The organism is Streptococcus thalassemiae (assembly GCF_903645285.1).
Taxonomy (GTDB): domain Bacteria; phylum Bacillota; class Bacilli; order Lactobacillales; family Streptococcaceae; genus Streptococcus; species Streptococcus thalassemiae.
In genome coordinates this window covers 340,200-364,199 of the sequence record NZ_CAHJXN010000004.1, presented here as the reverse complement: position 1 = coordinate 364,199, position 24,000 = coordinate 340,200, and the positions used below count along the sequence as shown (strand labels likewise).

The 24,000-nt window shown below is 41.5% G+C and carries 24 protein-coding genes; 23 read left to right on the top strand and 1 reads right to left on the bottom strand.

The features are described 5' to 3' along the window. Window positions 1-158: 158 nt before the first annotated feature. The 21 genes from HWX15_RS09215 to HWX15_RS09115 all read left to right on the top strand — a co-directional run bounded on the left by HWX15_RS09215 (window position 159) and on the right by HWX15_RS09115 (window position 20,381). Window positions 159-614 (top strand): hypothetical protein, encoded by a 456-nt coding sequence (locus tag HWX15_RS09215; RefSeq protein ID WP_175880946.1) that lies wholly within the window; start codon window positions 159-161, stop codon window positions 612-614. 164 nt (window positions 615-778) lie between these two features. After that, entirely contained in the window at window positions 779-1,873 is a 1,095-nt protein-coding gene (locus tag HWX15_RS09210) for a cystathionine gamma-synthase (RefSeq protein ID WP_153224094.1), read from the top strand. A 7-nt stretch (window positions 1,874-1,880) separates the two neighbouring features. Further along, window positions 1,881-3,047: a MalY/PatB family protein gene (locus HWX15_RS09205; protein ID WP_175880945.1), complete on the top strand. Its 1,167-nt coding sequence runs from the start codon at window positions 1,881-1,883 to the stop codon at window positions 3,045-3,047. 92 nt (window positions 3,048-3,139) lie between these two features. Next, entirely contained in the window at window positions 3,140-6,238 is a 3,099-nt protein-coding gene (locus HWX15_RS09200) for a pilus expression-regulating Snf2 family helicase (protein ID WP_175880944.1), read from the top strand. A gap of 47 nt (window positions 6,239-6,285) precedes the next feature. Then, window positions 6,286-6,903, top strand: a complete 618-nt coding sequence (locus HWX15_RS09195) for a divisome accessory protein ZapJ (protein WP_175880943.1) — start codon at window positions 6,286-6,288, stop codon at window positions 6,901-6,903. A gap of 10 nt (window positions 6,904-6,913) precedes the next feature. Further along, on the top strand, window positions 6,914-8,248 hold the full coding sequence (murC, locus tag HWX15_RS09190) for a UDP-N-acetylmuramate--L-alanine ligase (protein ID WP_175880942.1): 1,335 nt from the start codon (window positions 6,914-6,916) through the stop codon (window positions 8,246-8,248). A gap of 9 nt (window positions 8,249-8,257) precedes the next feature. After that, entirely contained in the window at window positions 8,258-8,719 is a 462-nt protein-coding gene (locus HWX15_RS09185) for a GNAT family N-acetyltransferase (RefSeq protein WP_175880941.1), read from the top strand. Then, window positions 8,716-9,264 carry a GNAT family N-acetyltransferase gene (locus HWX15_RS09180; protein ID WP_254867376.1) on the top strand — a complete coding sequence of 183 codons (549 nt, stop codon included), beginning with the start codon at window positions 8,716-8,718 and terminating at the stop codon, window positions 9,262-9,264. The genes HWX15_RS09185 and HWX15_RS09180 overlap by 4 nt, the downstream gene beginning before the upstream one ends. A 178-nt stretch (window positions 9,265-9,442) precedes the next feature. After that, window positions 9,443-11,107: an endolytic transglycosylase MltG gene (gene mltG / locus HWX15_RS09175; RefSeq protein ID WP_175880940.1), complete on the top strand. Its 1,665-nt coding sequence runs from the start codon at window positions 9,443-9,445 to the stop codon at window positions 11,105-11,107. A gap of 61 nt (window positions 11,108-11,168) precedes the next feature. Further along, a complete protein-coding gene (gene greA, locus HWX15_RS09170; RefSeq protein WP_000818767.1) occupies window positions 11,169-11,651 on the top strand; it encodes a transcription elongation factor GreA in 483 nt (160 codons plus the stop codon). A gap of 74 nt (window positions 11,652-11,725) precedes the next feature. Further along, window positions 11,726-13,090, top strand: coding sequence for an amino acid permease (locus HWX15_RS09165; protein WP_175880939.1), 1,365 nt, complete (start codon window positions 11,726-11,728; stop codon window positions 13,088-13,090). Window positions 13,091-13,190: 100 nt separating this feature from the next. Next, window positions 13,191-13,601, top strand: coding sequence for a GNAT family N-acetyltransferase (locus tag HWX15_RS09160; protein ID WP_175880938.1), 411 nt, complete (start codon window positions 13,191-13,193; stop codon window positions 13,599-13,601). Between the two features lie 33 nt (window positions 13,602-13,634). Then, window positions 13,635-13,793, top strand: coding sequence for a hypothetical protein (locus HWX15_RS09155; RefSeq protein ID WP_175880937.1), 159 nt, complete (start codon window positions 13,635-13,637; stop codon window positions 13,791-13,793). Between the two features lie 256 nt (window positions 13,794-14,049). Then, window positions 14,050-14,250 carry a F0F1 ATP synthase subunit C gene (locus HWX15_RS09150; RefSeq protein WP_175880936.1) on the top strand — a complete coding sequence of 67 codons (201 nt, stop codon included), beginning with the start codon at window positions 14,050-14,052 and terminating at the stop codon, window positions 14,248-14,250. A gap of 34 nt (window positions 14,251-14,284) precedes the next feature. Continuing rightward, window positions 14,285-15,001, top strand: a complete 717-nt coding sequence (gene atpB / locus HWX15_RS09145; RefSeq protein ID WP_175880935.1) for a F0F1 ATP synthase subunit A — start codon at window positions 14,285-14,287, stop codon at window positions 14,999-15,001. Window positions 15,002-15,014: 13 nt separating this feature from the next. After that, window positions 15,015-15,509, top strand: coding sequence for a F0F1 ATP synthase subunit B (atpF, locus tag HWX15_RS09140; protein ID WP_175880934.1), 495 nt, complete (start codon window positions 15,015-15,017; stop codon window positions 15,507-15,509). Beyond that, window positions 15,509-16,045 (top strand): F0F1 ATP synthase subunit delta, encoded by a 537-nt coding sequence (locus HWX15_RS09135; protein WP_023933459.1) that lies wholly within the window; start codon window positions 15,509-15,511, stop codon window positions 16,043-16,045. Before atpF ends, HWX15_RS09135 begins: the two co-directional genes overlap by 1 nt. Window positions 16,046-16,059: 14 nt before the next feature. Beyond that, window positions 16,060-17,565, top strand: coding sequence for a F0F1 ATP synthase subunit alpha (gene atpA / locus HWX15_RS09130; protein WP_175880933.1), 1,506 nt, complete (start codon window positions 16,060-16,062; stop codon window positions 17,563-17,565). Window positions 17,566-17,580: 15 nt separating this feature from the next. Further along, a complete protein-coding gene (locus tag HWX15_RS09125) occupies window positions 17,581-18,459 on the top strand; it encodes a F0F1 ATP synthase subunit gamma (RefSeq protein ID WP_000301222.1) in 879 nt (292 codons plus the stop codon). Between the two features lie 85 nt (window positions 18,460-18,544). Further along, window positions 18,545-19,951, top strand: coding sequence for a F0F1 ATP synthase subunit beta (gene atpD, locus HWX15_RS09120; protein WP_000094360.1), 1,407 nt, complete (start codon window positions 18,545-18,547; stop codon window positions 19,949-19,951). Between the two features lie 10 nt (window positions 19,952-19,961). After that, window positions 19,962-20,381: a F0F1 ATP synthase subunit epsilon gene (locus HWX15_RS09115; protein WP_000068041.1), complete on the top strand. Its 420-nt coding sequence runs from the start codon at window positions 19,962-19,964 to the stop codon at window positions 20,379-20,381. A gap of 45 nt (window positions 20,382-20,426) precedes the next feature. Here HWX15_RS09115 and HWX15_RS09110 read toward each other — a convergent pair whose 3' ends face one another. Beyond that, window positions 20,427-21,440 (bottom strand): lactonase family protein, encoded by a 1,014-nt coding sequence (locus HWX15_RS09110; protein ID WP_175880932.1) that lies wholly within the window; start codon window positions 21,438-21,440, stop codon window positions 20,427-20,429. A gap of 143 nt (window positions 21,441-21,583) precedes the next feature. Between HWX15_RS09110 and HWX15_RS09105 the strand changes: the two genes are divergently transcribed. Together HWX15_RS09105 and HWX15_RS09100 are read left to right on the top strand one after the other, a co-directional pair. Then, entirely contained in the window at window positions 21,584-22,750 is a 1,167-nt protein-coding gene (locus tag HWX15_RS09105) for an AI-2E family transporter (protein ID WP_175880931.1), read from the top strand. Then, complete coding sequence (locus tag HWX15_RS09100; protein WP_175880930.1) at window positions 22,740-23,969, top strand: tetratricopeptide repeat protein; 1,230 nt, start codon at window positions 22,740-22,742, stop codon at window positions 23,967-23,969. The genes HWX15_RS09105 and HWX15_RS09100 overlap by 11 nt, the downstream gene beginning before the upstream one ends. Window positions 23,970-24,000: the final 31 nt, after the last annotated feature.

Genomic DNA, 24,000 nt, shown 5'->3' with positions numbered 1-24,000 from the left:
TTTACCCAATGTTGATTGAAGTATGCACATGCTAGGGTAATGTTATAGGAGGGGTGCCATCTACTGGGAAAGTAAGATAAAATGTAACAAATGATAAGTTCTTCTTTATGTGAAGAGTTCTTATCTGCCTATTTACTAATCGTTATGGAGGTAACATTATGGGCGCTATTATGGAATTTGCAACAGAAAAACAGATTGCATCATTTCTTTCAACTTGTCGCATTGAAGGGCAAAAGAATTTTCTGATGGCCTTCAAGAAAAAGACATGGCTGAAATCTTTTATTGATTTCTTCATTATAGGAGGAGCTTACTATGTTCAGTCGAGTGTGAAGCCTAAGATTCTGGCATTCACGCCTAAGGGAATCTACTTGATGGACATCAGTGATGTAACTGAAAATCGTTCTAATCAAGTCGTAGAGATGCTTTGGAATCAAGTTAAAGATTTTACTTATCAGACAGTCTTGAATACAGTTAGGCTGAACTGGCACTATCAAAATGAAGCCTATATTTTTTCCGTGGATGTCGGTCAGATTGGTCAGCATGTGGGCCAATATCAATTTAACAAAGACCATTATGACTATTTAGCCCAACAGGATTTCTTTCGGTTAAAGTAAACCCTAGCAATTATTTTCACAAAAGAATCTGGAAGTTTTTCTGGATTCTTTTTAGCTTTACTCGATAAGTCTATAGTTTGAAACTATAACTAGCTCTTGAAAAGAAGAAAATGAGTTGATGAAAATAAGTGGTACAATAGTTACTATAGATTTGGAGGAATTGTATGAGCAAGGAATTACACATTAACACAATTTTGGCCCAGGCGGGTATTAAGTCAGATGAAGCGACAGGTGCATTGGTGACACCGCTTCATTTTTCAACGACCTATCAGCATCCAGAGTTTGGTAGATCTACTGGATTTGACTATACGCGTACTAAAAACCCAACTCGTAGCAAGGCTGAAGAAGTCTTGGCAGCTATTGAGTCAGCAGACTATGCCCTAGCGACTAGCTCAGGGATGTCAGCTATTGTACTGGCCTTTAGTGTCTTCCCAGTAGGAAGTAAGGTCTTGGCTGTCCGTGACCTTTATGGAGGTTCTTTCCGCTGGTTCAATCAAGTGGAGCAGGAAGGCCGTTTCCATTTTACCTATGCCAATACAGAAGAAGAGTTGATTGCCGAGTTGGAGAAGGATGTGGATGTTCTCTATATCGAAACACCAACCAACCCCTTGATGTTGGAATTTGACATCGAAAAACTGGCAAAATTGGCTCATGCTAAGGGTGCCAAAGTGGTGGTGGACAATACCTTCTATAGTCCTATTTACCAACGCCCAATTGAAGATGGGGCAGACATCGTTCTTCATTCAGCAACCAAGTATCTAGCAGGCCACAATGATGTCTTGGCTGGAGTGGTTGTGACCAATAGTTTAGAACTATACGAGAAACTCTTCTACAATCTCAATACGACAGGGGCAGTCTTGTCTCCATTTGACAGTTATCAATTGATTCGTGGTCTCAAGACCTTGTCTCTTCGTATGGAGCGCTCAACAGCCAATGCTCAAGAAGTGGTCGCCTTTTTGAAGGATTCTCCAGCAGTCAAGGAAGTTCTCTATACTGGGCGTGGAGGGATGATTTCCTTTAAAGTAGCGGATGAAACACGCATTCCTCACATTTTAAACAGCCTCAAGGTCTTCTCTTTTGCGGAAAGTTTAGGTGGGGTGGAAAGTCTTATTACTTATCCAACGACGCAAACTCACGCTGATATTCCGGCAGAAGTGCGCCATTCTTATGGTTTGACAGATGACCTCTTGCGCTTGTCAATTGGGATTGAGGATGCTAGAGATTTGATTGCAGATTTGCGCCAAGCCTTGGAAGGATAAGACAAAGATGGGAAAATATGATTTTACAAGCCTGCCCAATCGTTTAGGGCACCATACCTATAAATGGAAAGAAGCAGAAACGGATAGTGAAGTCCTACCAGCTTGGATAGCGGATATGGACTTTGTAGTCTTGCCTGAAATCCGCCAAGCCGTGCAGACTTACGCTGATCAACTGGTTTATGGCTATACCTATGCCAGTGAAGAGTTAATTAAGGAAGTTCAAAAGTGGGAAGCCACACAACACGGCTACCACTTTGACAAAGAGGCTCTTGTCTTTATCGAGGGTGTGGTACCAGCCATCTCAACAGCTATTCAAGCCTTTACAAAAGAAGGCGAGGCGGTTTTGATTAACACACCTGTCTATCCACCCTTTGCTCGCAGTGTCAAGTTGAACAACCGTAGATTGATTACCAATTCTTTGGTGGAAAAGGATGGTCTGTTTGAGATTGACTTTGACCGACTTGAAAAGGATTTGGTGGAAGAGGAGGTCAAACTCTATATTCTTTGCAACCCTCATAATCCTGGTGGACGTGTTTGGGAAAAAGAAGTGTTGGAGAAGATTGGCCAACTCTGTCAAAAACACGGTGTTTTCTTGGTTTCGGATGAGATTCACCAAGATTTGGCCCTCTTTGGTCACAAACACCAGTCTTTCAATACCGTCAACCCTGACTTTAAAGATTTTGCTATCGTCTTGACCAGTGCCACTAAAACCTTTAACATCGCTGGAACAAAAAATTCCTATGCAGTTATTGAAAATCCTAAGTTGAGACTGGTTTTCCAGAAACGCCAGTTGGCCAATAACCAGCATGAAATTTCAGGCTTGGGTTATTTGGCGACAGAAGCTGCTTATCGCTATGGGAAGGATTGGTTAGAGGAACTCAAGCAAGTCTTTGAAGACCACATCAATTATGTGGTGGATTTATTTGGAAAAGAGACTAAAATCAAGGTCATGAAACCGCAAGGAACCTACTTGATTTGGCTTGATTTTTCAGCCTATGACCTGACTGATGAAAGATTGCAAGAGCTTTTGAGAAATGAAGCCAAGGTTATCCTCAATCCTGGTTTGGATTATGGGGATGAAGGAAGTCTCCATGCCCGCCTCAATGTAGCCATGCCTAAATCCCTGCTGCAAGAAGTGTGTCAGCGGATTGTGACGACTTTTGCTAAACGTTAAAAATCCAGCCTTCTAGGAGAAAAGTCTTCCTAGAAGGCTATTTTCATAGGGGAAAATATGGTATAATAAAAAGATAAGGTAAAGGTGAAAATATGGCTAAATTGATTCCGGGGAAAGTCCGTATAGAAGGCGTTGCCCTTTATGAAACTGGTAAGGTTGACATTATCAAGGAAAAGAACAATCGGCTCTATGCTCGCGTTGCAGAAGAAGAACTGCGCTATAGTTTAGAGGATGATGTGGTTTTTTGTGCCTGCGATTTTTTCCAAAAGAGGGGCTACTGTGTGCACTTAGCGGCGCTAGAGCATTTTTTGAAAAATGATGAGCGTGGCCAAGAAATCTTGCAAAATCTGGAAGAAGGTTATGAAGAAAAAGAGGCCGTTGAAACCAAGGTGACCTTGGGTGGCAAATTTTTGGATCGAATCTTGTCTCCAAAATCAGAACGCGCCTATGAATTATCGGCTGTGGGGCAAGTGGAAGCAGGAACCAATCATATCTTGTGGACTCTGAGAATCGGCCAAATCAATAGCCAAAAATACTATGTCATTCGGGATATTCCACTCTTTTTAAGGATTATTGAGCAGAGAAAGTCTTATATGATTGGCAAGATTTATGAGGAGTCTCTTTCTTGGGAAGCCTTTGATGAGGCCAGTCAAGAACTTCTGACTTTCTTGCGCGGACTAACGGAGGAAGGACAGGCTCCAGACCTCTTTTTCCAAAACCAAGGTCGGCACCTCTTTTTCCCTCTGACCTTTTTTGAGCAGGGTGTAAATTTACTGATGACCTTGCCGCATTTTCAATTTGACCATCAAGTGGATAGCTACCAGACTCTACTTTTTCAGGATATGCATGCTGATGCCAATCTATTTGCCTTTACAGTAACAGCATACTCGGATTATTTTGAAATGGAAATCAGTGAAAGTCCAAGAGTTAATGCCTTTTATCAGGGAGCTGTGCTGTTCCATAAAGGTCAGGTTTATTTTCTAACAGACCAGCAGATGCGTCTTCTCAAGGAAATCAAAGCGCTGCCTGTGGATCAACATGGGAAAAAATACCTGCAATTTGATAGCAGTGACCGCGATAAGTTGGCTTCTTGTCTAACGCTCTTTAACCAGATGGGGACGGTTTCAGCTCCAGAACGCTTACAAATCAAAACTTTTGCGCCCTCTTTTTACTTTGACAGGGAAGAGGATAATCGGATTCGTTTAGAAATTCAGTTTGATTATGGGGATAGGCAGGTATCAAGCCGACACGAGCTAGAAGAATTGCCATTTTCAAGTGATGCTGACTTAGAAGAAAGAGTTTTCCAAGTCTGTTTGGCAGCTGGTTTTGAAGCAGACTTTCAATCTTGGCGTCAGGCCTTAAAAGCGGAGTCTGTTTATCATTTCTTTCACGAAATCATTCCAGTCTTTGAAAAACTCGGTCATGTTGACCTATCAGACAAGCTAGAAGAGCTTTATAGCCTAGCGAGTCCTCAAGTGCAGATTGCTTCTAAGGGAGGTCTCTTGGAAATCCAGTTTGATTTTCAAGATATTGCCCAGGAGGAAATCGACCAAGCCATGCAGGCCTTGATTGCCAATCAAGATTTTTATATCGATTCGTCTAATCAAGTCTACTTTTTCGATGAAGAAACCAAGAAAATTCGCCAAAATCTACAGGAACTGGGGCAATTTGAATTAAAAGATGGCTCCTTGCAGGCTCGGAAATCCTTGGCCTACAGTTTAGCTCATCTCTTTGAAGGGCGAGATCGTGTTTCTTTTTCACAAGAATTCCAGAATCTGGCCCACGACTTGACGCATCCAGAGGACTTTCCTCGACAAGCAACTCAAGTTCAGGCTGACTTGCGAGATTATCAGGAAAAGGGAATCGGCTGGCTGCAAATGCTCCATCATTATGGTTTTGGTGGAATTTTGGCTGATGATATGGGATTGGGTAAAACCCTGCAGACTATTGCTTTTTTGACCAGTCAAGTGACAAAAGAAAGTCGGGTTTTGATTCTCGCTCCATCTGGTTTGATTTACAACTGGGCAGATGAATTTCAGAAATTTGCCCCACAGTTGGATGTGGCTGTTGTTCATGGTTTGAAAACTAGTCGTGAAGAGATTCTTGCTGAGAGCCATCAAATCTATGTGACGAGCTATGCCACTTTCCGTCAGGATAGTGAGCTTTATCAGGGGATGGCCTTTGACTTCCTTTTCTTAGATGAAGCTCAGGTCATGAAAAACGCCCAGACCAAGATTGCCCAGACCTTGAGACAATTTGTGGTGCCGTCAGTTTTTGCCCTGTCAGGAACTCCTATTGAAAACCATCTGGGTGAACTGTGGTCTATTTTCCAAATCGTCATGCCAGGACTTTTGCCAAGCAAGAAAGAATTTATGAAATTACCAGCTGAGCGCGTTGCTCAGTTTATCAAACCTTTCGTGATGCGGCGCAAGAAAGAAGAAGTTCTGACTGAATTGCCAGACTTAATCGAAGTAGTTTATAAAAATGAACTGGAAGACCAGCAAAAGGCTATCTACCTAGCCCAGTTGCAACAGATGCGGGACCGTCTGGCTCAAGTGTCAGACCAAGAATTCCAGCGAAGTCGGGTGGAAATCTTGTCTGGTCTGATGCGCTTGCGCCAAATCTGTGACACTCCTGCCCTCTTTATGGAAGATTATCAGGGAGCCAGTGGCAAACTGGATAGTCTCCGAGACCTGCTGGTCCAGGTGGCAGACGGTGGACACCGTGTCTTGATTTTCTCGCAGTTCAAGGGAATGTTGGAGAAAATTGAACAAGAACTGCCAGACTTGGGCTTAACTTCCTTTAAAATCACGGGTTCAACACCAGCCAAGGAAAGACAAGACATGACCAAAGCCTTTAACCAAGGGGAAAGAGATGCCTTTCTGATTTCCCTCAAGGCTGGTGGTGTCGGACTGAACCTAACAGGTGCTGATACAGTTATATTGGTTGACCTTTGGTGGAATCCTGCGGTGGAAGCGCAAGCCATTGGTCGTGCCCATCGGATGGGACAGGAAGAAACGGTTGAGGTCTATCGCTTGGTGACCAAGGGAACCATTGAAGAAAAAATTCAGGAACTCCAAGAACAGAAGAAACATCTGGTGTCACAAGTATTGGATGGCACAGAGTCACGTGGCAGTCTGACCCTAGCAGAAATTAGAGAAATTTTGGGAATTTCTGAAGCCAGTACTTGAAAAATCAAGACAATACGCTATAATGAAGTGTTGAAAGGAAATAGAAAATGAGAGAAGAACGATTTCCATTGGTGTCAGATGACGAGGTCATGCTGACTGAAATGCCAGTCATGAACTTGTATGATGAGTCTGATCTGATCAGTAATATCAAGGGTGAGTATCGAGATAAAAATTATTTAGAATGGGCTCCTATTACTGAAGAAAAACCAGTAAAACCGATTGAAAAGCAAGTCGAGAAACCTAAAAAAGCTCCTTTAGGGGTAAAAAAAGAAGGAAAGAGCTATGCGGAGGTGGCGCGTGAAGAAGCGCGTGCAGACTTGAAAAAGAAACGCTCTGCTAACTATCTAACTCAGGATTTCAGCCGTGCGAGACGTCATTCTAAATCAGGCTTTGTTAGACAGGGTAACCAACCGACAGCGCCTTTCCAAAAGGAAAATCCTGGTGAATTTGTCAAATATAGCCAAAAATTGACCCAGTCTCATTATATCTTGGCGGAAGAAGTTCATTCTATCCCTACCAAGAATGAAGAAGTGGCAGCACCTGCTCCAAAGAAAAACAACTATGATTTTCTAAAGAAGAGCCAAATCTACAATAAAAAAAGTAAACAAAGAGAACAAGAACGTCGGGTTGCCCAAGAGTTGAATCTGACCAGAATTACAGAATAGGGGAGGAAACATGTCAAAGACATATCATTTTATCGGAATTAAGGGATCAGGGATGAGTGCCTTAGCCTTGATGTTGCACCAAATGGGGCATAAGGTACAGGGATCAGATGTTGAAAAGTACTACTTTACTCAACGTGGTCTTGAGCAGGCAGGCATTACCATTCTTCCTTTTGATGAAAAGAACCTAGACGGTGATATGGAAATTATCGCTGGAAATGCCTTTCGTCCAGATAACAACGTCGAAATTGCCTATGCAGACCAAAATGGTATCAGCTACAAACGTTATCATGAATTTCTAGGTAGCTTTATGCGTGATTTTGTTAGCATGGGAGTAGCTGGAGCGCATGGAAAAACTTCAACGACAGGTATGTTGTCTCATGTCTTGTCTCACATCACAGACACTAGCTTCCTGATTGGGGATGGGACAGGTCGTGGTTCGGCCAATGCCAAATATTTTGTCTTTGAATCTGACGAATATGAGCGCCACTTTATGCCTTACCACCCAGAATACTCTATTATTACCAACATTGACTTTGACCATCCAGACTATTTCACAAGTCTAGAGGATGTTTTCAATGCTTTTAACGACTATGCCAAACAAATTACCAAGGGTCTTTTTGTCTATGGTGAAGATGCAGAATTGCGTAAGATTACAGCCAATGCTCCGATTTATTATTATGGCTTTGAAGCAGAAGGTAATGACTTTGTAGTTAGCGATCTTCTTCGTTCTACAACTGGGTCAACTTTCACGGTTCATTTCCGTGGACAAGACTTGGGGCAATTCCACATTCCAACCTTTGGTCGTCACAATATCATGAATGCGACAGCCGTTATTGGTCTTCTTTACACAGCAGGATTTGATTTGAACTTGGTGCGTGAGCACCTGAAAACATTTGCCGGTGTTAAGCGTCGTTTCACTGAGAAAATTGTCAATGACACAGTGATTATTGATGACTTTGCCCACCATCCAACAGAAATTATTGCGACCTTGGATGCGGCTCGTCAGAAATACCCAAGCAAGGAAATTGTAGCAGTCTTCCAACCGCATACCTTTACAAGAACCATTGCCTTGTTGGACGAATTTGCTCACGCTTTGAACCAAGCGGATGCTGTTTACCTAGCGCAAATCTATGGATCTGCTCGTGAGGTAGACCATGGTGACGTTAAGGTAGAAGACCTAGCCAAAAAAATCAACAAAAAACACCAAGTGATCACTGTTGAAAATGTTTCTCCACTCCTTGACCATGACAATGCTGTTTACGTCTTTATGGGAGCAGGAGACATCCAAACCTATGAATACTCATTTGAGCGTCTCTTGTCTAACTTGACAAGCAATGTTCAATAGGATGTTCTCATGGAAATTCCAATTAAGATCATTCAGGCAAGCAAGTCTGATTTTCCTGAGATAGAGGCACTTCAGACCTCGTCTTTTCCAGCTGAAAAGCAGCAACCTTCCCATATCTTAGAAGAAAGTATCCGTAAGTGTGCGGATACCTTTCTTCTAGCTAGGGATGAAAATCAACTTTTAGGCTATATTCTATCAAGTCCCCAGTCAGACAATCCGCAATGTCTAGAAATACATTCTTTAGTCATTGAGTCTGACCATCAGAGACAGGGCTTGGGAACACTTCTTCTTGCAGCCTTGAAAGAGATGGCAGTTGAGCTGGATTACAAAGGGATTCGTTTGGAGAGTCCTTCTGAGCTGCTTTCCTATTTTGAAATGAACGGTTTTATTGATGAAGAAACTTCCCTTTATGAAACTAGCCAGGGTTTTAGTATGATTTGGTTTAATCCCTATTATCTGGAGGTACAATGAAAATCAGACAAGCAAGATTAGAAGATTTGGATCGTATCGTTGAGATTGAACTAGAGAATTTCTCGGTTGAAGAAGCCATTCCTCGATCTGTCTTTGAGGCACATTTGCGAGAAATTCAGACCTCTTTTCTGGTTGCGGAAAAAGAAGGAAGAATCATGGGTTATATAGAAGGGCCAGTTGGACCACACCGCCATCTGCAAGACCAGTCCTTTACAGAAGAAATAAAAGACTATAGTCATGAGCCTGGTGGTTATATCTCTGTGACCTGTCTGTCTATTGCCAAGGAGGCACAGGGACTCGGACTGGGTCAGAAATTGCTAACAGCCTTGAAAGAAGTTGCTCTTGAGGATAAGAGAGAAGGTATTAACCTAACCTGTCATGACTATCTCATCGCCTACTATGAAAAACACGGATTTGTCAATGAAGGCTTGTCTCAGTCAACCTTTGCAGGGGAAACTTGGTATGATATGGTCTGGGAAGCTAATACTCTTCGAAAATCAAATTCAAACCACGTCAGCGTCGCCTTACCGTATATATGTTACTGACTTCGTCAGTCTTATCTACAACCTCAAAACAGTGTTTTGAGCAACCTGCGGCTAGCTTCCTAGTTTGCTCTTTGATTTTCATTGAATATAAAAAATAAGCTAGGAAAAGTATCATAGGTTGCTTTTCTTGGACTTTTAAGATATAATATTATGGATTGTCAACAAGGAGGAAAAACTTTTGAGTGAAAAGTCAAGAGAAGAAGAGAAATTAAGCTTTAAAGAGCAGATTCTGAGAGATTTAGAAAAAGTAAAAGGCTATGATGAAGTTCTGAGAGAAGATAAGGCAGTAGTTCGCACTCCTGCAAATGAACCTTCAGCTGAAGAACTCATGGCTGATTCCTTGTCAACGGTAGAGGAGATTATGAGAAAAGCTCCTGCTGCGCCTACTCACCCAAGTCAAGATGTACCAGCTTCTCCAGCAGATGAGATTCAAAGAGAAACTCCTGGTGTTCCAAGTCATCCAAGTCAAGATGTACCTTCTTCTCCAGCGGAAGAAAGTGGTTCAAGACCAGGACCAGGTCCTGTTAGACCTAAGAAACTTGAAAGAGAATACAATGAAACCCCAACAAGGGTAGCTGTTTCCTATAAGACGGCAGAGAAAAAAGCAGAACAAGCAGGTCCAGAAACACCTACGCCTGCTACAGAAACAGTGGATATCATTAGCGATACACCACGTCGTAGCCGTAGAGAAGGATCAAAACCCGTTAAGCCTAAGAAAGAGAAGAAGTCACATGTGAAAGCCTTTGTGATTTCATTCCTTGTATTCCTTGCCTTGCTCTCAGCAGGTGGTTACTTTGGTTACCAGTATGTTCAGTCATCTTTACAGCCTGTGGATGCTTCATCGAAACAATATGTGACGGTTGGAATTCCAGAAGGTTCAAACGTTCAAGAAATCGGTACGACGCTTGAAAAAGCTGGTTTGGTAAAGCATGGTCTGATTTTTAGCTTTTATGCCAAGTATAAAAATTATACCGACTTGAAAGCAGGTTACTACAATTTGCAAAAGAGTATGAGTACAGAAGACTTACTCAAAGAGTTGCAAAAAGGTGGAACAGCTGAACCACAAGAACCTGTACTTGCGACTTTGACAATTCCAGAAGGTTATACGATTGATCAAATTGCACAAGCGGTAGGTCAATTGCAAGGTGACTTCAAAGAGCCTTTGACAGCGGAGGCTTTCTTGGCTAAAGTTCAAGATGAGAACTTTATCAGTCAAGAAGTTGCCAAATATCCTACTTTATTGGAAAGCTTGCCTACAAAGGAAAGTGGGGCTCGTTATCGTTTGGAAGGATACCTTTTCCCAGCTACATACTCTATCAAGGAAAGCACAACTATTGAGAGCTTGATTGATGAGATGTTAGCTGCTATGGATAAGAACCTATCTCCTTACTATAGTACGATCAAATCTAAAAACTTGACTGTCAATGAGTTGTTGACCATTGCTTCCTTGGTCGAAAAAGAAGGTGCCAAGACAGAAGATCGTAAGCTCATTGCAGGTGTATTCTACAATCGTTTGAATCGTGATATGCCACTTCAAAGTAACATTGCAATCTTGTATGCCCAAGGAAAACTGGGGCAAAATATCAGTCTAGCTGAGGATGTTGCGATTGATACCAACATTGATTCACCTTATAATGTTTATAAAAATGTAGGTCTCATGCCTGGTCCAGTCGATAGTCCAAGTCTGGATGCGATTGAGTCAAGCATCAATCAAACTAAGAGCGATAACCTCTACTTTGTAGCAGATGTCACAGAAGGCAAGGTCTACTATGCTAACAATCAAGAAGACCACGACCGCAATGTCGCTGAACATGTTAACAGCAAATTAAACCAAACAAACTAAAATTATGTGATACTTCACATCATTTTCTTTCGAAAATATCATCAGAAGAAAGTTGAGAAAAATGGCAGAAAAAACATATCCTATGACCCTTGAGGAAAAGGAAAAACTTGAAAAAGAATTAGAAGAATTGAAATTAGTCCGCCGTCCAGAAGTGGTAGAACGTATTAAAATTGCTCGTTCATACGGTGATCTTTCTGAAAACAGTGAATACGAAGCGGCTAAGGATGAACAAGCCTTTGTTGAAGGACAAATCTCTAGCTTGGAAACAAAAATCCGTTATGCTGAAATCGTCAATAGCGACTCAGTTGCCGATGATGAAGTAGCGATTGGGAAAACAGTCACCATCCAAGAAATTGGTGAGGACGAAGAAGAAGTTTATATTATCGTAGGTTCAGCTGGTGCGGATGCCTTTGCAGGTAAAGTTTCAAATGAAAGCCCAATTGGACAAGCCTTGATCGGCAAGAAAACAGGTGACACAGCAACGATTGAAACACCTGTTGGTAGCTATGATGTAAAAATCTTGAAGGTTGAAAAAACAGCCTAAAAACAAAAAAAGGAGTGGGGAGGCTGTGCGCTTCACTCACTCCTTTTTCCATTTTAAATTGAATTGGAGACGATATGAGTTCAAAGAAGAAAAAAAATAAGATGGAGCGTGGTCTGACTAATCGTCATGTGCAGGTTATGGCCATCGCTGGAACAATCGGAACAGGACTCTTTTTGGGAGCAGGTCGCTCTATCAGCCTAACAGGTCCTTCCATTGTACTGATTTATATGATTACAGGGGCTTTCATGTTCCTCATGATGCGTGCTGTTGGGGAAATGCTTTACCAAGACCCTGAGCAACATACCTTTATCAACTTTATCACACGCCATTTGGGTAAGGGCTGGGGCTATTTCTCGGTTTGGTCTTACTGGCTATCTGTTGTCTTTATCGGTATGGCGGAAATCACTGCTATCGCACATTATGTGCAATTTTGGTTTCCAACTTGGCCGAGTTGGATGATTGAGATTGGATTTTTGACCATTCTAGCCTTGGTCAATTTGATTGCGGTGAAGCTCTTTGGAGAAGTTGAGTTTTGGTTTGCGATGGTCAAGATTGTGGCTATTTTAGCCATGATTGCCACAGGAGTCTTTATGGTCTTGACAGGCTTTAAGACACCTCATGGAGTAGCAAGTTTAGCTAATATTGCTGACAATTTCTCCCTCTTCCCAAATGGAGGTGTCAACTTTGTCATGGCCTTCCAGATGGTTTTCTTTGCCTACCTTATGATTGAGTTTATCGGGGTCACAACTTCTGAAACCAAAAATCCACGTCAGGTCTTGCCAAAAGCCGTTAAGGAAATCCCTTTGCGTATCGCCTTTTTCTACGGTGGTGCCCTCTTAGCCATCATGGCTATCATTCCATGGCGTGAACTGGCTTCTGCTGATTCACCTTTTGTTACAGTATTTGAATTGGCCGGTGTCAAGTGGGCAGCAGCCTTGATTAACTTCGTCGTTTTGACCTCAGCAGCATCTGCTCTTAACTCAACCCTTTATTCAACAGGGCGCCATTTGTATCAGATTGCCCATGATTCGCCAAATCCATTCCTAAAAGCAATCAAGGCAGATACCCTTTCTCGCCATAATGTGCCACAAAATGCTATCATTGCTTCAGCAATCTTGATTGCCCTAGCAGCCTTTATCAACGTCTTGCCAGGTGTTTCGGATGCCTTTGCCTTGATTACGGCATCATCATCAGGTGTCTATATCGCCATTTATATCTTGATTATGGTGGCTCACCTTAAATACCGCAAGTCACCAGACTTTATGGCGGATGGCTATCTCATGCCCCATTATCGTTTCCTAAATCCCTTAACCATGCTCTTCTTTGCCTTTGTCTTTGTAACCCTCTTTTTACAAGAGTCTACATTTGTAGGAGTAATCGGCTCAGCTATCTGGATTATCGGTTTTGGGATTTACAGCCAGTGGAAATTTAGAAAATAGATTAAAGACTCATCAACTCAGGTTGGTGGGTTTTTGCTAGTTTGACAGTCTTTTGAAATAAGACTATAATCAAGTTGTAACAGTGTTTGAGGAGGTTTGGATGTACTTTAGATTGGAAAATAAGGAATCCCAGAAAGCACAAGAAATTGGGAATTTGATTCGTGCTTATAATCGTTCAAAAAGAGAAGAGGCTGAAAGTGAGCCACTTAATCTTTATGTCGAAGATGAAAAGGGCAATCTCCTGGCAGGTTTGATAGCAGAGACTTTTGGAAATTGGCTAGAAATCGAGTATTTATTTGTAAAAGAGGAATTGAGAGGGCAAGGAATCGGTTCAAGACTATTGCAGCAATCAGAAACTGAAGCTAAGAATCGTAACTGTCGTTTTGCTTTTGTCAATACTTACCAGTTTCAGGCTCCAGATTTTTATAAAAGGCATGGCTACAAGGAAGTCTTTAGGTTACAAGACTATCCCTACATTGGGCAAAGATATTATTACCAAAAGGATTTGTAAGGAGAATAAAGTAAAGAGGGGCTTTATATAAGTATGAAGGGGATTCTCGATAAATACCAGTTAAATCCTACAAATTGTGTCTTTCTGGGCAACATTGGGTACAATGCAATGACAGCTGAGAAATTGGGAATCAAGTCCTATCAGGTTAAGAAAAGAAGCGATGTCGTCGATATTTTGAAATCCTATATTTAAACTTAACACTCTCTATCTTTTTAGATTGACCTTAATCCGAGATTCCCCTCTCGGATTTTGTGTTGCTTTCATTAAATTTACAGGTAAGACTTACTAGCTTCAGTAAATATACACAAGTTTTTCAGAATAGAGTGAAATACGCGAGAAAATAGAGGTAATTTTCATTAAACGCTTCCAATGTGCAAAAAAAGTTGACAAATCGAAATTTTAGGACTACACTAAGTAAGTAAGTTTTAATTCAAAAGGAGAATTTATCATGAATTTAACATTTTTTGGTCTATGTCTTGCCTGTATGGGTGTATCCCTTGCGGAAGGCTTTTTGATGAACGGTTTGCTTAAATCTGCAGCTCGCCAGCCAGATATTATTTCTGAATTGCGTAGCTTGATGATTATGGGGATTGCCTTTATTGAAGGAACGTTCTTGGTTACCCTCGTCTTTTCATTCATCATCAAATAGACAAACGGAACGAGAAGAAAAGGGAGGATTTTAGATGGAAGAAAGTATTACTCCAACCATCTCTATTGGTCCTGTTACCTTTGATTTGACCATGTTAGCCATGACCTTGTTGATTGTGGGAGTTATTTTTGTCTTTATTTATTGGGCGAGTCGCAATATGACCTTGAAACCCAAAGGAAAGCAAAATGTACTTGAGTATTTCTATGACTTTGTTATTGGATTTACAGAACCTAACATTGGTAAAAGCTACATGAAAGACTACTCGCTCTTTTTCCTTTGTCTATTTCTGTTTATGGTACTGGCAAATAACCTCGGTTTGATGGCTAAGATACAGTCTACAGATGGAACCAATCTTTGGACATCTCCAACTGCAAATTTACAGTATGACTTGGCCTTATCATTCGGCATTATTTTATTGACACACATAGAGGGTATTCGTCGTCGTGGGATTAAAAAATATCTAAAAGCCTATATCACACCTGGCTTTATGACTCCCATGAACATCTTAGAAGAGTTTACCAACTTTTTATCACTTGCCTTGCGGGTGTTCGGAAATATTTTTGCAGGAGAGGTGATGGCTAGTTTGCTGATCACTCTATCTCATCAAGCTCTATATTGGTATCCAGTTGCTTTTGGTGCTAACTTGGCTTGGACAGCCTTTTCTGTCTTTATTTCCTGCATCCAAGCCTATGTGTTTACCATGTTGTCTTCTATGTACCTAGGAAATAAGATAAATGATGGAGAAGAGTAGAAAGGAGTAACTGATGCACGTTACAGTAGGTGAATTGATTGGTAACTTTATTTTAATCGCTGGCTCTTTTATTCTTTTGCTAGTCTTGATTAAAAAATTTGCATGGTCTAATATTACAGGCATTTTCGAAGAAAGAGCTGAAAAAATCGCTACTGATATTGACAGTGCTGAACAGGCACGTCAAAAAGCAGAAGCCTTAGCTCAGAAACGTGAAGATGAATTGGCAGGCAGTCGCAAAGAAGCCAAGACAATCATTGAAAATGCAAAGGAAACAGCTGAGCAAAGTAAGGCTAGTATCTTAGCAGATGCTAAACTAGAAGCAGGACGCTTAAAAGAAAAAGCAAACCAAGAAATTGCTCAAAACAAAGCTGAAGCTTTACAAAGCGTTAAGGGTGAGGTTGCAGATTTGACCATCAGCTTGGCTGGTAAAATCATCTCACAAAACCTTGACGGTCATGCCCATAAAGAACTCATTGATCAGTATATCGATCAGCTAGGAGAAGCTTAATGGACAAGAAAACAGTAAAGGTAATTGAAAAATACAGCATGCCTTTTGTCCAATTGGTACTTGAAAAAGGAGAAGAAGACCGTATCTTTTCAGACTTGACTCAAATCAAGCAAGTTGCTGAAGAAACAGGTCTGCCTTCTTTTTTAAAACAAGTGGCAGTAGACGAGTCGGATAAGGAAAAAACAATTGCTTTTTTCCAAGACTCTGTGTCACCTTTAATACAAAACTTTATCCAGGTTCTGGCCTACAATCACAGAGCAAATCTTTTTTATGATGTGCTTGTAGATTGCTTGAACCGACTTGAAAAAGAAACAAATCGATTTGAAGTGACGATTACTGCTGCTCATCCTTTAACAGATGAACAGAAGAGTCGCTTGCTCCCTTTGATTGAGAAAAAAATGTCTCTTAAAGTAAGGAGTGTAAAAGAAGAAATCGATGAAAGTCTCATTGGTGGTTTTGTTATTTTTGCCAATCACAAGACAATTGATGTGAGTATTAAACAACAACTTAAAGTTGTTAAAGAAAATTTGAAATAGAAAGTGGTGTTCTTTTGGCAATTAACGCACAAGAAATCAGCGCTTTAATTAAGCAACAAATTGAAAATTTCAAACCCAATTTTGATGTGACTGAAACAGGTGTTGTAACCTATATCGGGGACGGTATCGCGCGTGCTCACGGCCTTGAAAATGCCATGAGTGGAGAGTTGTTGATTTTTGAAAACGGCTCTTATGGTATGGCTCAAAACTTGGAGTCAACAGACGTTGGTATTATCATCCTAGGTGACTTTACAGATATCCGTGAAGGCGATACAATCCGCCGTACAGGTAAAATCATGGAAGTCCCAGTAGGTGAAAGTCTGATTGGTCGTGTTGTGGATCCGCTTGGTCGTCCAGTTGACGGTCTTGGAGAAATCCACACTGATAAAACTCGTCCAGTAGAAGCACCAGCTCCTGGTGTTATGCAACGTAAGTCTGTATCAGAACCATTGCAAACTGGTTTGAAAGCTATTGACGCCCTTGTACCGATTGGTCGTGGTCAACGTGAGTTGATTATCGGTGACCGTCAGACAGGGAAAACAACCATTGCGATTGATACAATCTTGAACCAAAAAGGTCAAGATATGATCTGTATCTACGTAGCGATTGGACAAAAAGAATCAACAGTTCGTACGCAAGTAGAAACACTTCGTCAGTACGGTGCCTTGGACTACACAATCGTTGTGACAGCTTCTGCTTCACAACCATCTCCATTGCTCTTCCTAGCTCCTTATGCTGGGGTTGCCATGGCGGAAGAATTTATGTACCAAGGGAAGCATGTTTTGATTGTATACGATGATCTATCAAAACAAGCGGTAGCCTATCGTGAACTGTCTCTCTTGCTTCGTCGTCCTCCAGGTCGTGAAGCCTTCCCAGGGGATGTTTTCTATCTTCACAGCCGTTTGCTTGAGCGCTCAGCTAAAGTTTCTGATGAACTTGGTGGTGGATCAATTACAGCCCTACCATTTATCGAGACACAAGCAGGAGATATCTCTGCCTATATCGCAACCAACGTGATTTCAATCACTGATGGACAAATCTTCCTTGGCGATGGTCTCTTCAATGCGGGTATTCGTCCAGCTATCGATGCGGGTTCATCTGTATCTCGTGTAGGTGGTTCTGCGCAAATCAAAGCTATGAAGAAGGTTGCTGGTACACTTCGTATCGACCTTGCTTCATACCGTGAGTTGGAAGCCTTCACTAAGTTTGGTTCTGACTTGGATGCGGCAACACAGGCTAAATTGAACCGTGGACGTCGTACAGTTGAAGTCTTGAAACAACCTGTTCACAAACCATTGCCTGTTGAGAAACAAGTAACCATTCTCTATGCTTTGACACATGGTTTCTTGGATACTGTTCCAGTAGATGATATTGTTCGTTTTGAGGAAGAGTTCCATGCCTTCTTTGATGCTCAACATCCAGAGATTTTGAAAACCATTCGTGATACAAAAGACTTGCCAGAAGAAGCAGTCTTGGATGCTGCGATTACAGAGTTTCTCAATCAATCTAGCTTCCAATAAGAATAGAGGTGTCAGATGGCAGTATCTCTAAATGATATTAAAACAAAAATCGCCTCAACAAAAAATACGAGTCAAATCACTAATGCCATGCAAATGGTATCGGCTGCTAAGCTAGGTCGCTCTGAAGAAGCAGCTCGTAACTTCCAAGTTTACGCTCAGAAGGTTCGCAAACTTTTGACAGATATTCTTCATGGTAATGGAGCTGGTGGTTCAACTAATCCCATGTTGATTAGCCGTCCCGTGAAGAAGACAGGCTATATCGTCATCACTTCAGACCGCGGTTTGGTTGGAGGTTATAATTCCTCTATTCTGAAAGCCGTTATGGAGTTGAAAGAAGAATACCACCCAGACGGTACAGGTTTTGAAATGATCTGTATTGGTGGAATGGGAGCTGATTTCTTTAAGGCTCGTGGTATTCAACCACTTTATGAATTACGTGGCTTGGCAGACCAACCTAGCTTTGATCAAGTCCGTAAGATTATTTCAAAAACTGTTGAAATGTACCAAAATGAACTCTTTGATGAGCTTTATGTTTGCTACAACCACCATGTCAATACGCTAACTAGTCAAATGCGTGTGGAACAAATGCTTCCGATTGTTGACTTGGATCCAAATGAAGCGGATGAAGACTACAGCTTGACTTTTGAATTGGAAACCAGCCGAGAAGAAATTTTGGAGCAGTTGTTGCCTCAGTTTGCAGAAAGTATGATTTACGGGGCTATTATCGATGCCAAGACAGCTGAAAATGCTGCCGGTATGACAGCCATGCAAACAGCGACTGATAATGCTAAGAAAGTCATCAATGATTTGACAATTCAGTATAACCGTGCCAGACAGGCGGCGATTACACAAGAAATTACAGAAATCGTAGCAGGTGCTAGTGCCTTAGAATAGGCTTTAGTCCAGCTCGTATGAAAATGAACTTAGGACCTAGTTGAGCTAGGAACCGACAGTATCTTATATAGAATAGGAGAAGGAGATGAGTTCAGGTAAAATTGCTCAGGTTATCGGTCCCGTTGTAGACGTTTTGTTTGCAGCAGGGGAAAAACTTCCTGAGATTAACAATGCACTTGTCGTCTACAAAAATGACGAAAGAAAAACAAAAATCGTCCTTGAAGTAGCCTTGGAGTTGGGAGATGGTATGGTCCGTACTATCGCCATGGAATCAACAGATGGGTTGACTCGTGGAATGGAAGTATTGGACACAGGTCGTCCAATCTCTGTGCCAGTAGGTAAAGAAACTTTGGGACGTGTCTTCAATGTTTTGGGAGATACCATTGACTTGGAAGCTCCTTTTACAGAAGACGCAGAGCGTCAGCCAATTCATAAAAAAGCTCCAACTTTTGATGAGTTGTCTACCTCTTCTGAAATCCTTGAAACAGGGATTAAGGTTATCGACCTTCTTGCCCCTTACTTAAAAGGTGGTAAGGTTGGACTTTTCGGTGGTGCCGGAGTTGGAAAAACCGTCTTGATCCAAGAATTGATTCACAACATTGCCCAAGAACACGGTGGTATTTCAGTATTTACCGGTGTTGGGGAACGTACTCGTGAGGGGAATGACCTTTACTGGGAAATGAAAGAATCAGGCGTTATCGAGAAAACAGCCATGGTATTTGGTCAGATGAATGAGCCACCAGGAGCACGTATGCGTGTTGCCCTTACTGGTTTGACAATCGCTGAATACTTCCGTGATGTAGAAGGCCAAGACGTGCTTCTCTTTATCGATAATATCTTCCGTTTCACTCAGGCTGGTTCAGAAGTATCTGCCCTTTTGGGTCGTATGCCATCAGCCGTTGGTTACCAACCAACACTTGCTACAGAAATGGGGCAATTGCAAGAACGTATTACATCAACCAAGAAGGGTTCTGTAACCTCTATCCAGGCTATCTATGTGCCAGCGGATGACTATACTGACCCAGCTCCAGCAACAGCCTTCGCTCACTTGGATTCAACAACTAACTTGGAACGTAAGTTGGTACAATTGGGTATCTACCCAGCCGTTGACCCACTTGCTTCAAGTTCACGTGCCTTGGCACCTGAAATCGTTGGAGAAGAGCACTATGCAGTTGCTGCAGAAGTAAAACGTGTCCTTCAACGTTACCATGAATTGCAAGATATCATTGCTATCCTTGGTATGGATGAGCTTTCTGATGAAGAAAAGACCTTGGTGGCTCGTGCCCGTCGTATCCAGTTCTTCTTATCACAAAACTTCAACGTTGCAGAACAATTTACTGGTCAGCCAGGTTCTTATGTTCCAGTTGCTGAAACTGTTCGTGGCTTTAAGGAAATCCTTGATGGTAAATACGACCACTTGCCAGAAGATGCCTTCCGTGGTGTAGGTTCTATCGAAGATGTGATTGCAAAAGCTGAAAAAATGGGATTTTAAGAGGTGATCTATGGCTCAGTTAACTGTCCAGATCGTGACACCAGATGGTCTCGTCTATGATCACCATGCCAGCTATGTATCAGTTCGAACTCTGGATGGTGAGATGGGAATCTTGCCACGACATGAAAATATGATTGCGGTTTTAGCAGTTGATGAAGTAAAGGTAAAACGTATTGATGACGAAGATCACGTGAACTGGATTGCAGTAAATGGTGGCGTTATTGAAATTGCCAATGATATGATTACAATCGTCGCTGACTCTGCAGAACGTGCTCGTGATATCGATATCAGTCGTGCAGAACGTGCCAAACTTCGTGCAGAACGTGCAATTGAAGAAGCACAAGACAAACACTTGATTGACCAAGAACGTCGTGCGAAGATTGCACTGCAACGTGCCATTAACCGTATCAATGTCGGAAATAGACTATAAGAAAAAAATGAACTTGAAAATTCCAAGTTCATTTTTTATGTTTTCTTAAGGAGCAAAACGGATGCAGACTGCTTCGGGAACATGGAAGTCGTTGGAGAGTTCTGCTAGACGACCATTGTCACAATTACGTTTAAAGACAGTTGCATTATCAGAGTCTTGGTGGACAGCAATAAGAAATTTTTGGTCAGGTGTCAAATCAAAATCACGTGGGGTTTTACCATGTGTTGGAACGATTTCTAATAACTCTAAGCTACCGTCCGCAAGGATGGTATATACTGCGATAGAATCATGACCACGGTTAGAAGCGTAGAGGTATTTACCGTCTTTAGAGAGACGAATAGCAGCGGTTCCATTAAAGCCTTCGTAAGCTTCTGGTAAAGTTGAAATGACCTGCATACGTTCAAATTCGCCAACGCCATCGTAGATTAAAACCTCGATAGTACTATTGAGTTCACAAATCAGATAAGCGATTTTATAGTGGCTATGGAAAACGATATGGCGTGAGCCTGCTCCTGACTGGCTGTGATAGGTGTAGAGCTTAGATAATTTTCCTTCTTGGTCAAGGTCATAAGTGATGACTTGGTCCGTTCCCAAGTCGCAGGTCACTAGATAGTGGTCAGGTGTTAAATCTGTAAAGTGAACATGGGGAGATGCTTGATTTTCATGTGGACCTTGGCCACTGTGTTGATCCACATCACTAAGCAGAAGACTCCCATCTTCCTGACGTTTATAAACCAGTACCTGTCCTTTATGGTAGTTGGCTGCATAGACCAAATTACGCTTTTCATCGACAGCAACATAACAGTGGGGAGCTCCCTCCTCAACAACATGATTTAACAAAGTCCCGTCAATTTGATAGGCTGCAATGCCCCCCTTGCCATTTTGACTACCAACAGTGTATAGGTGTTGGTGCTGGTCAAAGGCAAGGTAGGTTGGACTTGGCTCAGCTGCAAAAAGTTCTAGATTTGAAAGCTGACCAGTTTCTGTATCAAAGTCAGCCTTGTAAATCCCTTGGGAAGTCCGACGTGTATAAGTTCCAAAATAAACAGTTTCTTTCATAACGTTACCTCTACATAAAGATAAGACTATTATATCACAAAAACAAGCCAAATAAAGACATCCAATTAGATGTAAGCACTTTAAAAAAGAGTTATTTTGATTTAAAAATGGTATAATGAGAGAACGATAGAAAGGAAGTATTTATGGAGCAAAAAGAGAAACATTTTAGCCTATCTTGGTTTTTCAAGTGGTTTTTGGATAACAAGGCCATTACGGTATTTTTGGTAACCTTATTATTGGGACTCAATCTTTTTATTTTAAGTAAGATTAGTTTTTTATTTTCACCTGTTTTAGACTTTTTGGCAGTCGTGATGTTGCCAGTCATTCTGTCTGGTTTGTTATATTATTTGTTGAATCCTATTGTTGATTGGATGGAAAAACACAAAGTCAATCGCGTCATAGCCATCAGCATTGTCTTTGTCATCATAGCTCTCTTTATCATTTGGGGCTTGGCAGTCGCCATTCCAAATCTGCAACGTCAGGTTTTGACATTCGCAAGAAATGTACCAATCTATCTTGAAGATGCAGATAGGGTTATTGATGATTTGGTAACCAAGCGTTTACCAGATGATTTCAGGCCTCAGTTAGAACAAGTTTTGACAAACTTCTCTAGCCAGGCTACAGTTTGGGCAAGTAAGGTTTCATCTCAGGCAGTCAACTGGGTGAGCGCCTTTATTAGCGGGGCATCTCAAGTGATTGTTGCCTTGATTATCGTTCCTTTCATGCTCTTTTATCTCTTGCGTGATGGGAAAGACTTGCGTAACTATTTGACCCAATTCATGCCAACAAAATTGAAAGAACCTGTAGGACAAGTTTTGTCAGATGTGAATCAACAGTTGTCCAACTATGTTCGAGGGCAAGTGACAGTGGCTATTATTGTTGCAGTAATGTTTATGATCTTCTTCAAGATCATTGGTCTACGCTATGCGGTTACGCTGGGTGTTACTGCCGGTATTCTAAATCTGGTTCCTTATCTTGGTAGCTTCCTAGCCATGCTTCCTGCCTTAGTTCTGGGCTTGATTGCTGGTCCAGTCATGCTTTTGAAAGTAGTGATTGTCTTTATCGTAGAACAAACTATTGAAGGCCGTTTTGTCTCTCCATTGATTTTGGGAAGTCAATTAAACATCCATCCCATTAATGTTCTCTTTGTTTTGTTAACTTCAGGATCTATGTTTGGTATCTGGGGAGTTTTACTTGGTATTCCGGTTTATGCCTCTGCTAAGGTTGTCATTTCAGCCATTTTCGAATGGTATAAGGTAGTCAGTGGTCTATATGAATTAGAGGGCGAGGAAGTCAAGAGTGAACAATAGTCAACAGATGTTACAGGCTTTGGAGGAGCAAGATTTAGCCAAGGCTGAGCATTATTTCGCCAAAGCTTTAGAAAATGATCCAAGTGATCTTCTGTATGAGTTAGCTACTTATCTTGAAGGGATTGGTTTTTATCCTCAGGCCAAGGAAATTTACCTGAAAATCGTAGAGGATTTCCCAGAGGTTCATCTTAATCTAGCAGCTATTGCTAGCGAGGATGGTCAAATCGAAGAAGCCTTTGCCTATCTTGAGGAAATCCAAGCTGACAGTGACTGGTATGTTTCGGCTTTGGCTCTGAAAGCAGACCTTTACCAGATGGAAGGTTTGACAGATGTGGCGCGTGAGAAATTACTAGAAGCCTTGACTTACTCAGAGGATCCTCTTTTGATATTGGGCTTGGCAGAGTTGGATAGTGAGTTGGAAAATTACCAAGAGGCCATTCAAGGCTATGCCCAGTTAGATAATCGCTCGATTTATGAGCAAACAGGGATTTCCACCTATCAACGAATTGGCTTTGCCTATGCTCAGTTAGGGAAATTTGAAACGGCCACAGAGTTTTTAGAAAAAGCCTTGGAGTTAGAATACGATGACCTAACAGCTTTTGAGTTAGCCAGCCTTTACTTTGATCAAGAAGAATACCAAAAAGCTGTTCTCTATTTTAAGCAACTTGATACTATTTCTCCTGACTTTGAAGGCTATGAGTATGGTTACAGTCAGGCCTTACATAAGGAACACCAAGTTCAAGAAGCCTTGCGTATCGCTAAGCAAGGTTTAGAGAAAAATCCCTTTGAAACTCGCCTCTTGCTAGCTGCTTCGCAATTCTCTTATGAATTGCATGATGCTAGTGGTGCAGAAAATTATCTCCTTACTGCAAAAGTAGATGCTGAGGATACAGAAGAAATCTTGCTTCGTTTAGCCACTATTTATCTGGAGCAGGAGCGTTATGAGGATATTCTAGACTTGCAAAGTGAGGAGCCAGAAAATCCTTTGACCAAGTGGATGATTGCTCGTTCCTATCAAGAAATGGATGATTTGGATACTGCTTATGAGCATTATCAAGAGTTGGCAGGAGATTTAAAGGACAATCCAGAGTTTCTGGAACACTATATCTATCTCTTGCGTGAATTGGGCTACTTTGAGGAAGCAAAAGTCAATGCTCAAACTTACTTAAAACTGGTTCCAGATGATGTTCAAATGCAAGAACTGTATGAGAGATTGTAAGAATGTTTAAACATATAGAACTGTAGTTTAT

Excerpts from the sequence above, each read along its gene's own strand:
- HWX15_RS09215 (WP_175880946.1), top strand. The coding sequence starts at position 159 with ATGGGCGCTATTATGGAATTTGCAACAGAAAAACAGATTGCATCATTT.
- HWX15_RS09210 (WP_153224094.1), top strand. The coding sequence starts at position 779 with ATGAGCAAGGAATTACACATTAACACAATTTTGGCCCAGGCGGGTATT.
- HWX15_RS09205 (WP_175880945.1), top strand. The coding sequence starts at position 1,881 with ATGGGAAAATATGATTTTACAAGCCTGCCCAATCGTTTAGGGCACCAT.
- HWX15_RS09200 (WP_175880944.1), top strand. The coding sequence starts at position 3,140 with ATGGCTAAATTGATTCCGGGGAAAGTCCGTATAGAAGGCGTTGCCCTT.
- HWX15_RS09195 (WP_175880943.1), top strand. The coding sequence starts at position 6,286 with ATGAGAGAAGAACGATTTCCATTGGTGTCAGATGACGAGGTCATGCTG.
- murC (WP_175880942.1), top strand. The coding sequence starts at position 6,914 with ATGTCAAAGACATATCATTTTATCGGAATTAAGGGATCAGGGATGAGT.
- HWX15_RS09185 (WP_175880941.1), top strand. The coding sequence starts at position 8,258 with ATGGAAATTCCAATTAAGATCATTCAGGCAAGCAAGTCTGATTTTCCT.
- HWX15_RS09180 (WP_254867376.1), top strand. The coding sequence starts at position 8,716 with ATGAAAATCAGACAAGCAAGATTAGAAGATTTGGATCGTATCGTTGAG.
- greA (WP_000818767.1), top strand. The coding sequence starts at position 11,169 with ATGGCAGAAAAAACATATCCTATGACCCTTGAGGAAAAGGAAAAACTT.
- HWX15_RS09165 (WP_175880939.1), top strand. The coding sequence starts at position 11,726 with ATGAGTTCAAAGAAGAAAAAAAATAAGATGGAGCGTGGTCTGACTAAT.
- HWX15_RS09160 (WP_175880938.1), top strand. The coding sequence starts at position 13,191 with ATGTACTTTAGATTGGAAAATAAGGAATCCCAGAAAGCACAAGAAATT.
- HWX15_RS09155 (WP_175880937.1), top strand. The coding sequence starts at position 13,635 with ATGAAGGGGATTCTCGATAAATACCAGTTAAATCCTACAAATTGTGTC.
- HWX15_RS09150 (WP_175880936.1), top strand. The coding sequence starts at position 14,050 with ATGAATTTAACATTTTTTGGTCTATGTCTTGCCTGTATGGGTGTATCC.
- atpB (WP_175880935.1), top strand. The coding sequence starts at position 14,285 with ATGGAAGAAAGTATTACTCCAACCATCTCTATTGGTCCTGTTACCTTT.
- atpF (WP_175880934.1), top strand. The coding sequence starts at position 15,015 with ATGCACGTTACAGTAGGTGAATTGATTGGTAACTTTATTTTAATCGCT.
- HWX15_RS09135 (WP_023933459.1), top strand. The coding sequence starts at position 15,509 with ATGGACAAGAAAACAGTAAAGGTAATTGAAAAATACAGCATGCCTTTT.
- HWX15_RS09125 (WP_000301222.1), top strand. The coding sequence starts at position 17,581 with ATGGCAGTATCTCTAAATGATATTAAAACAAAAATCGCCTCAACAAAA.
- atpD (WP_000094360.1), top strand. The coding sequence starts at position 18,545 with ATGAGTTCAGGTAAAATTGCTCAGGTTATCGGTCCCGTTGTAGACGTT.
- HWX15_RS09115 (WP_000068041.1), top strand. The coding sequence starts at position 19,962 with ATGGCTCAGTTAACTGTCCAGATCGTGACACCAGATGGTCTCGTCTAT.
- HWX15_RS09110 (WP_175880932.1), bottom strand. The coding sequence starts at position 21,440 with ATGAAAGAAACTGTTTATTTTGGAACTTATACACGTCGGACTTCCCAA.
- HWX15_RS09105 (WP_175880931.1), top strand. The coding sequence starts at position 21,584 with ATGGAGCAAAAAGAGAAACATTTTAGCCTATCTTGGTTTTTCAAGTGG.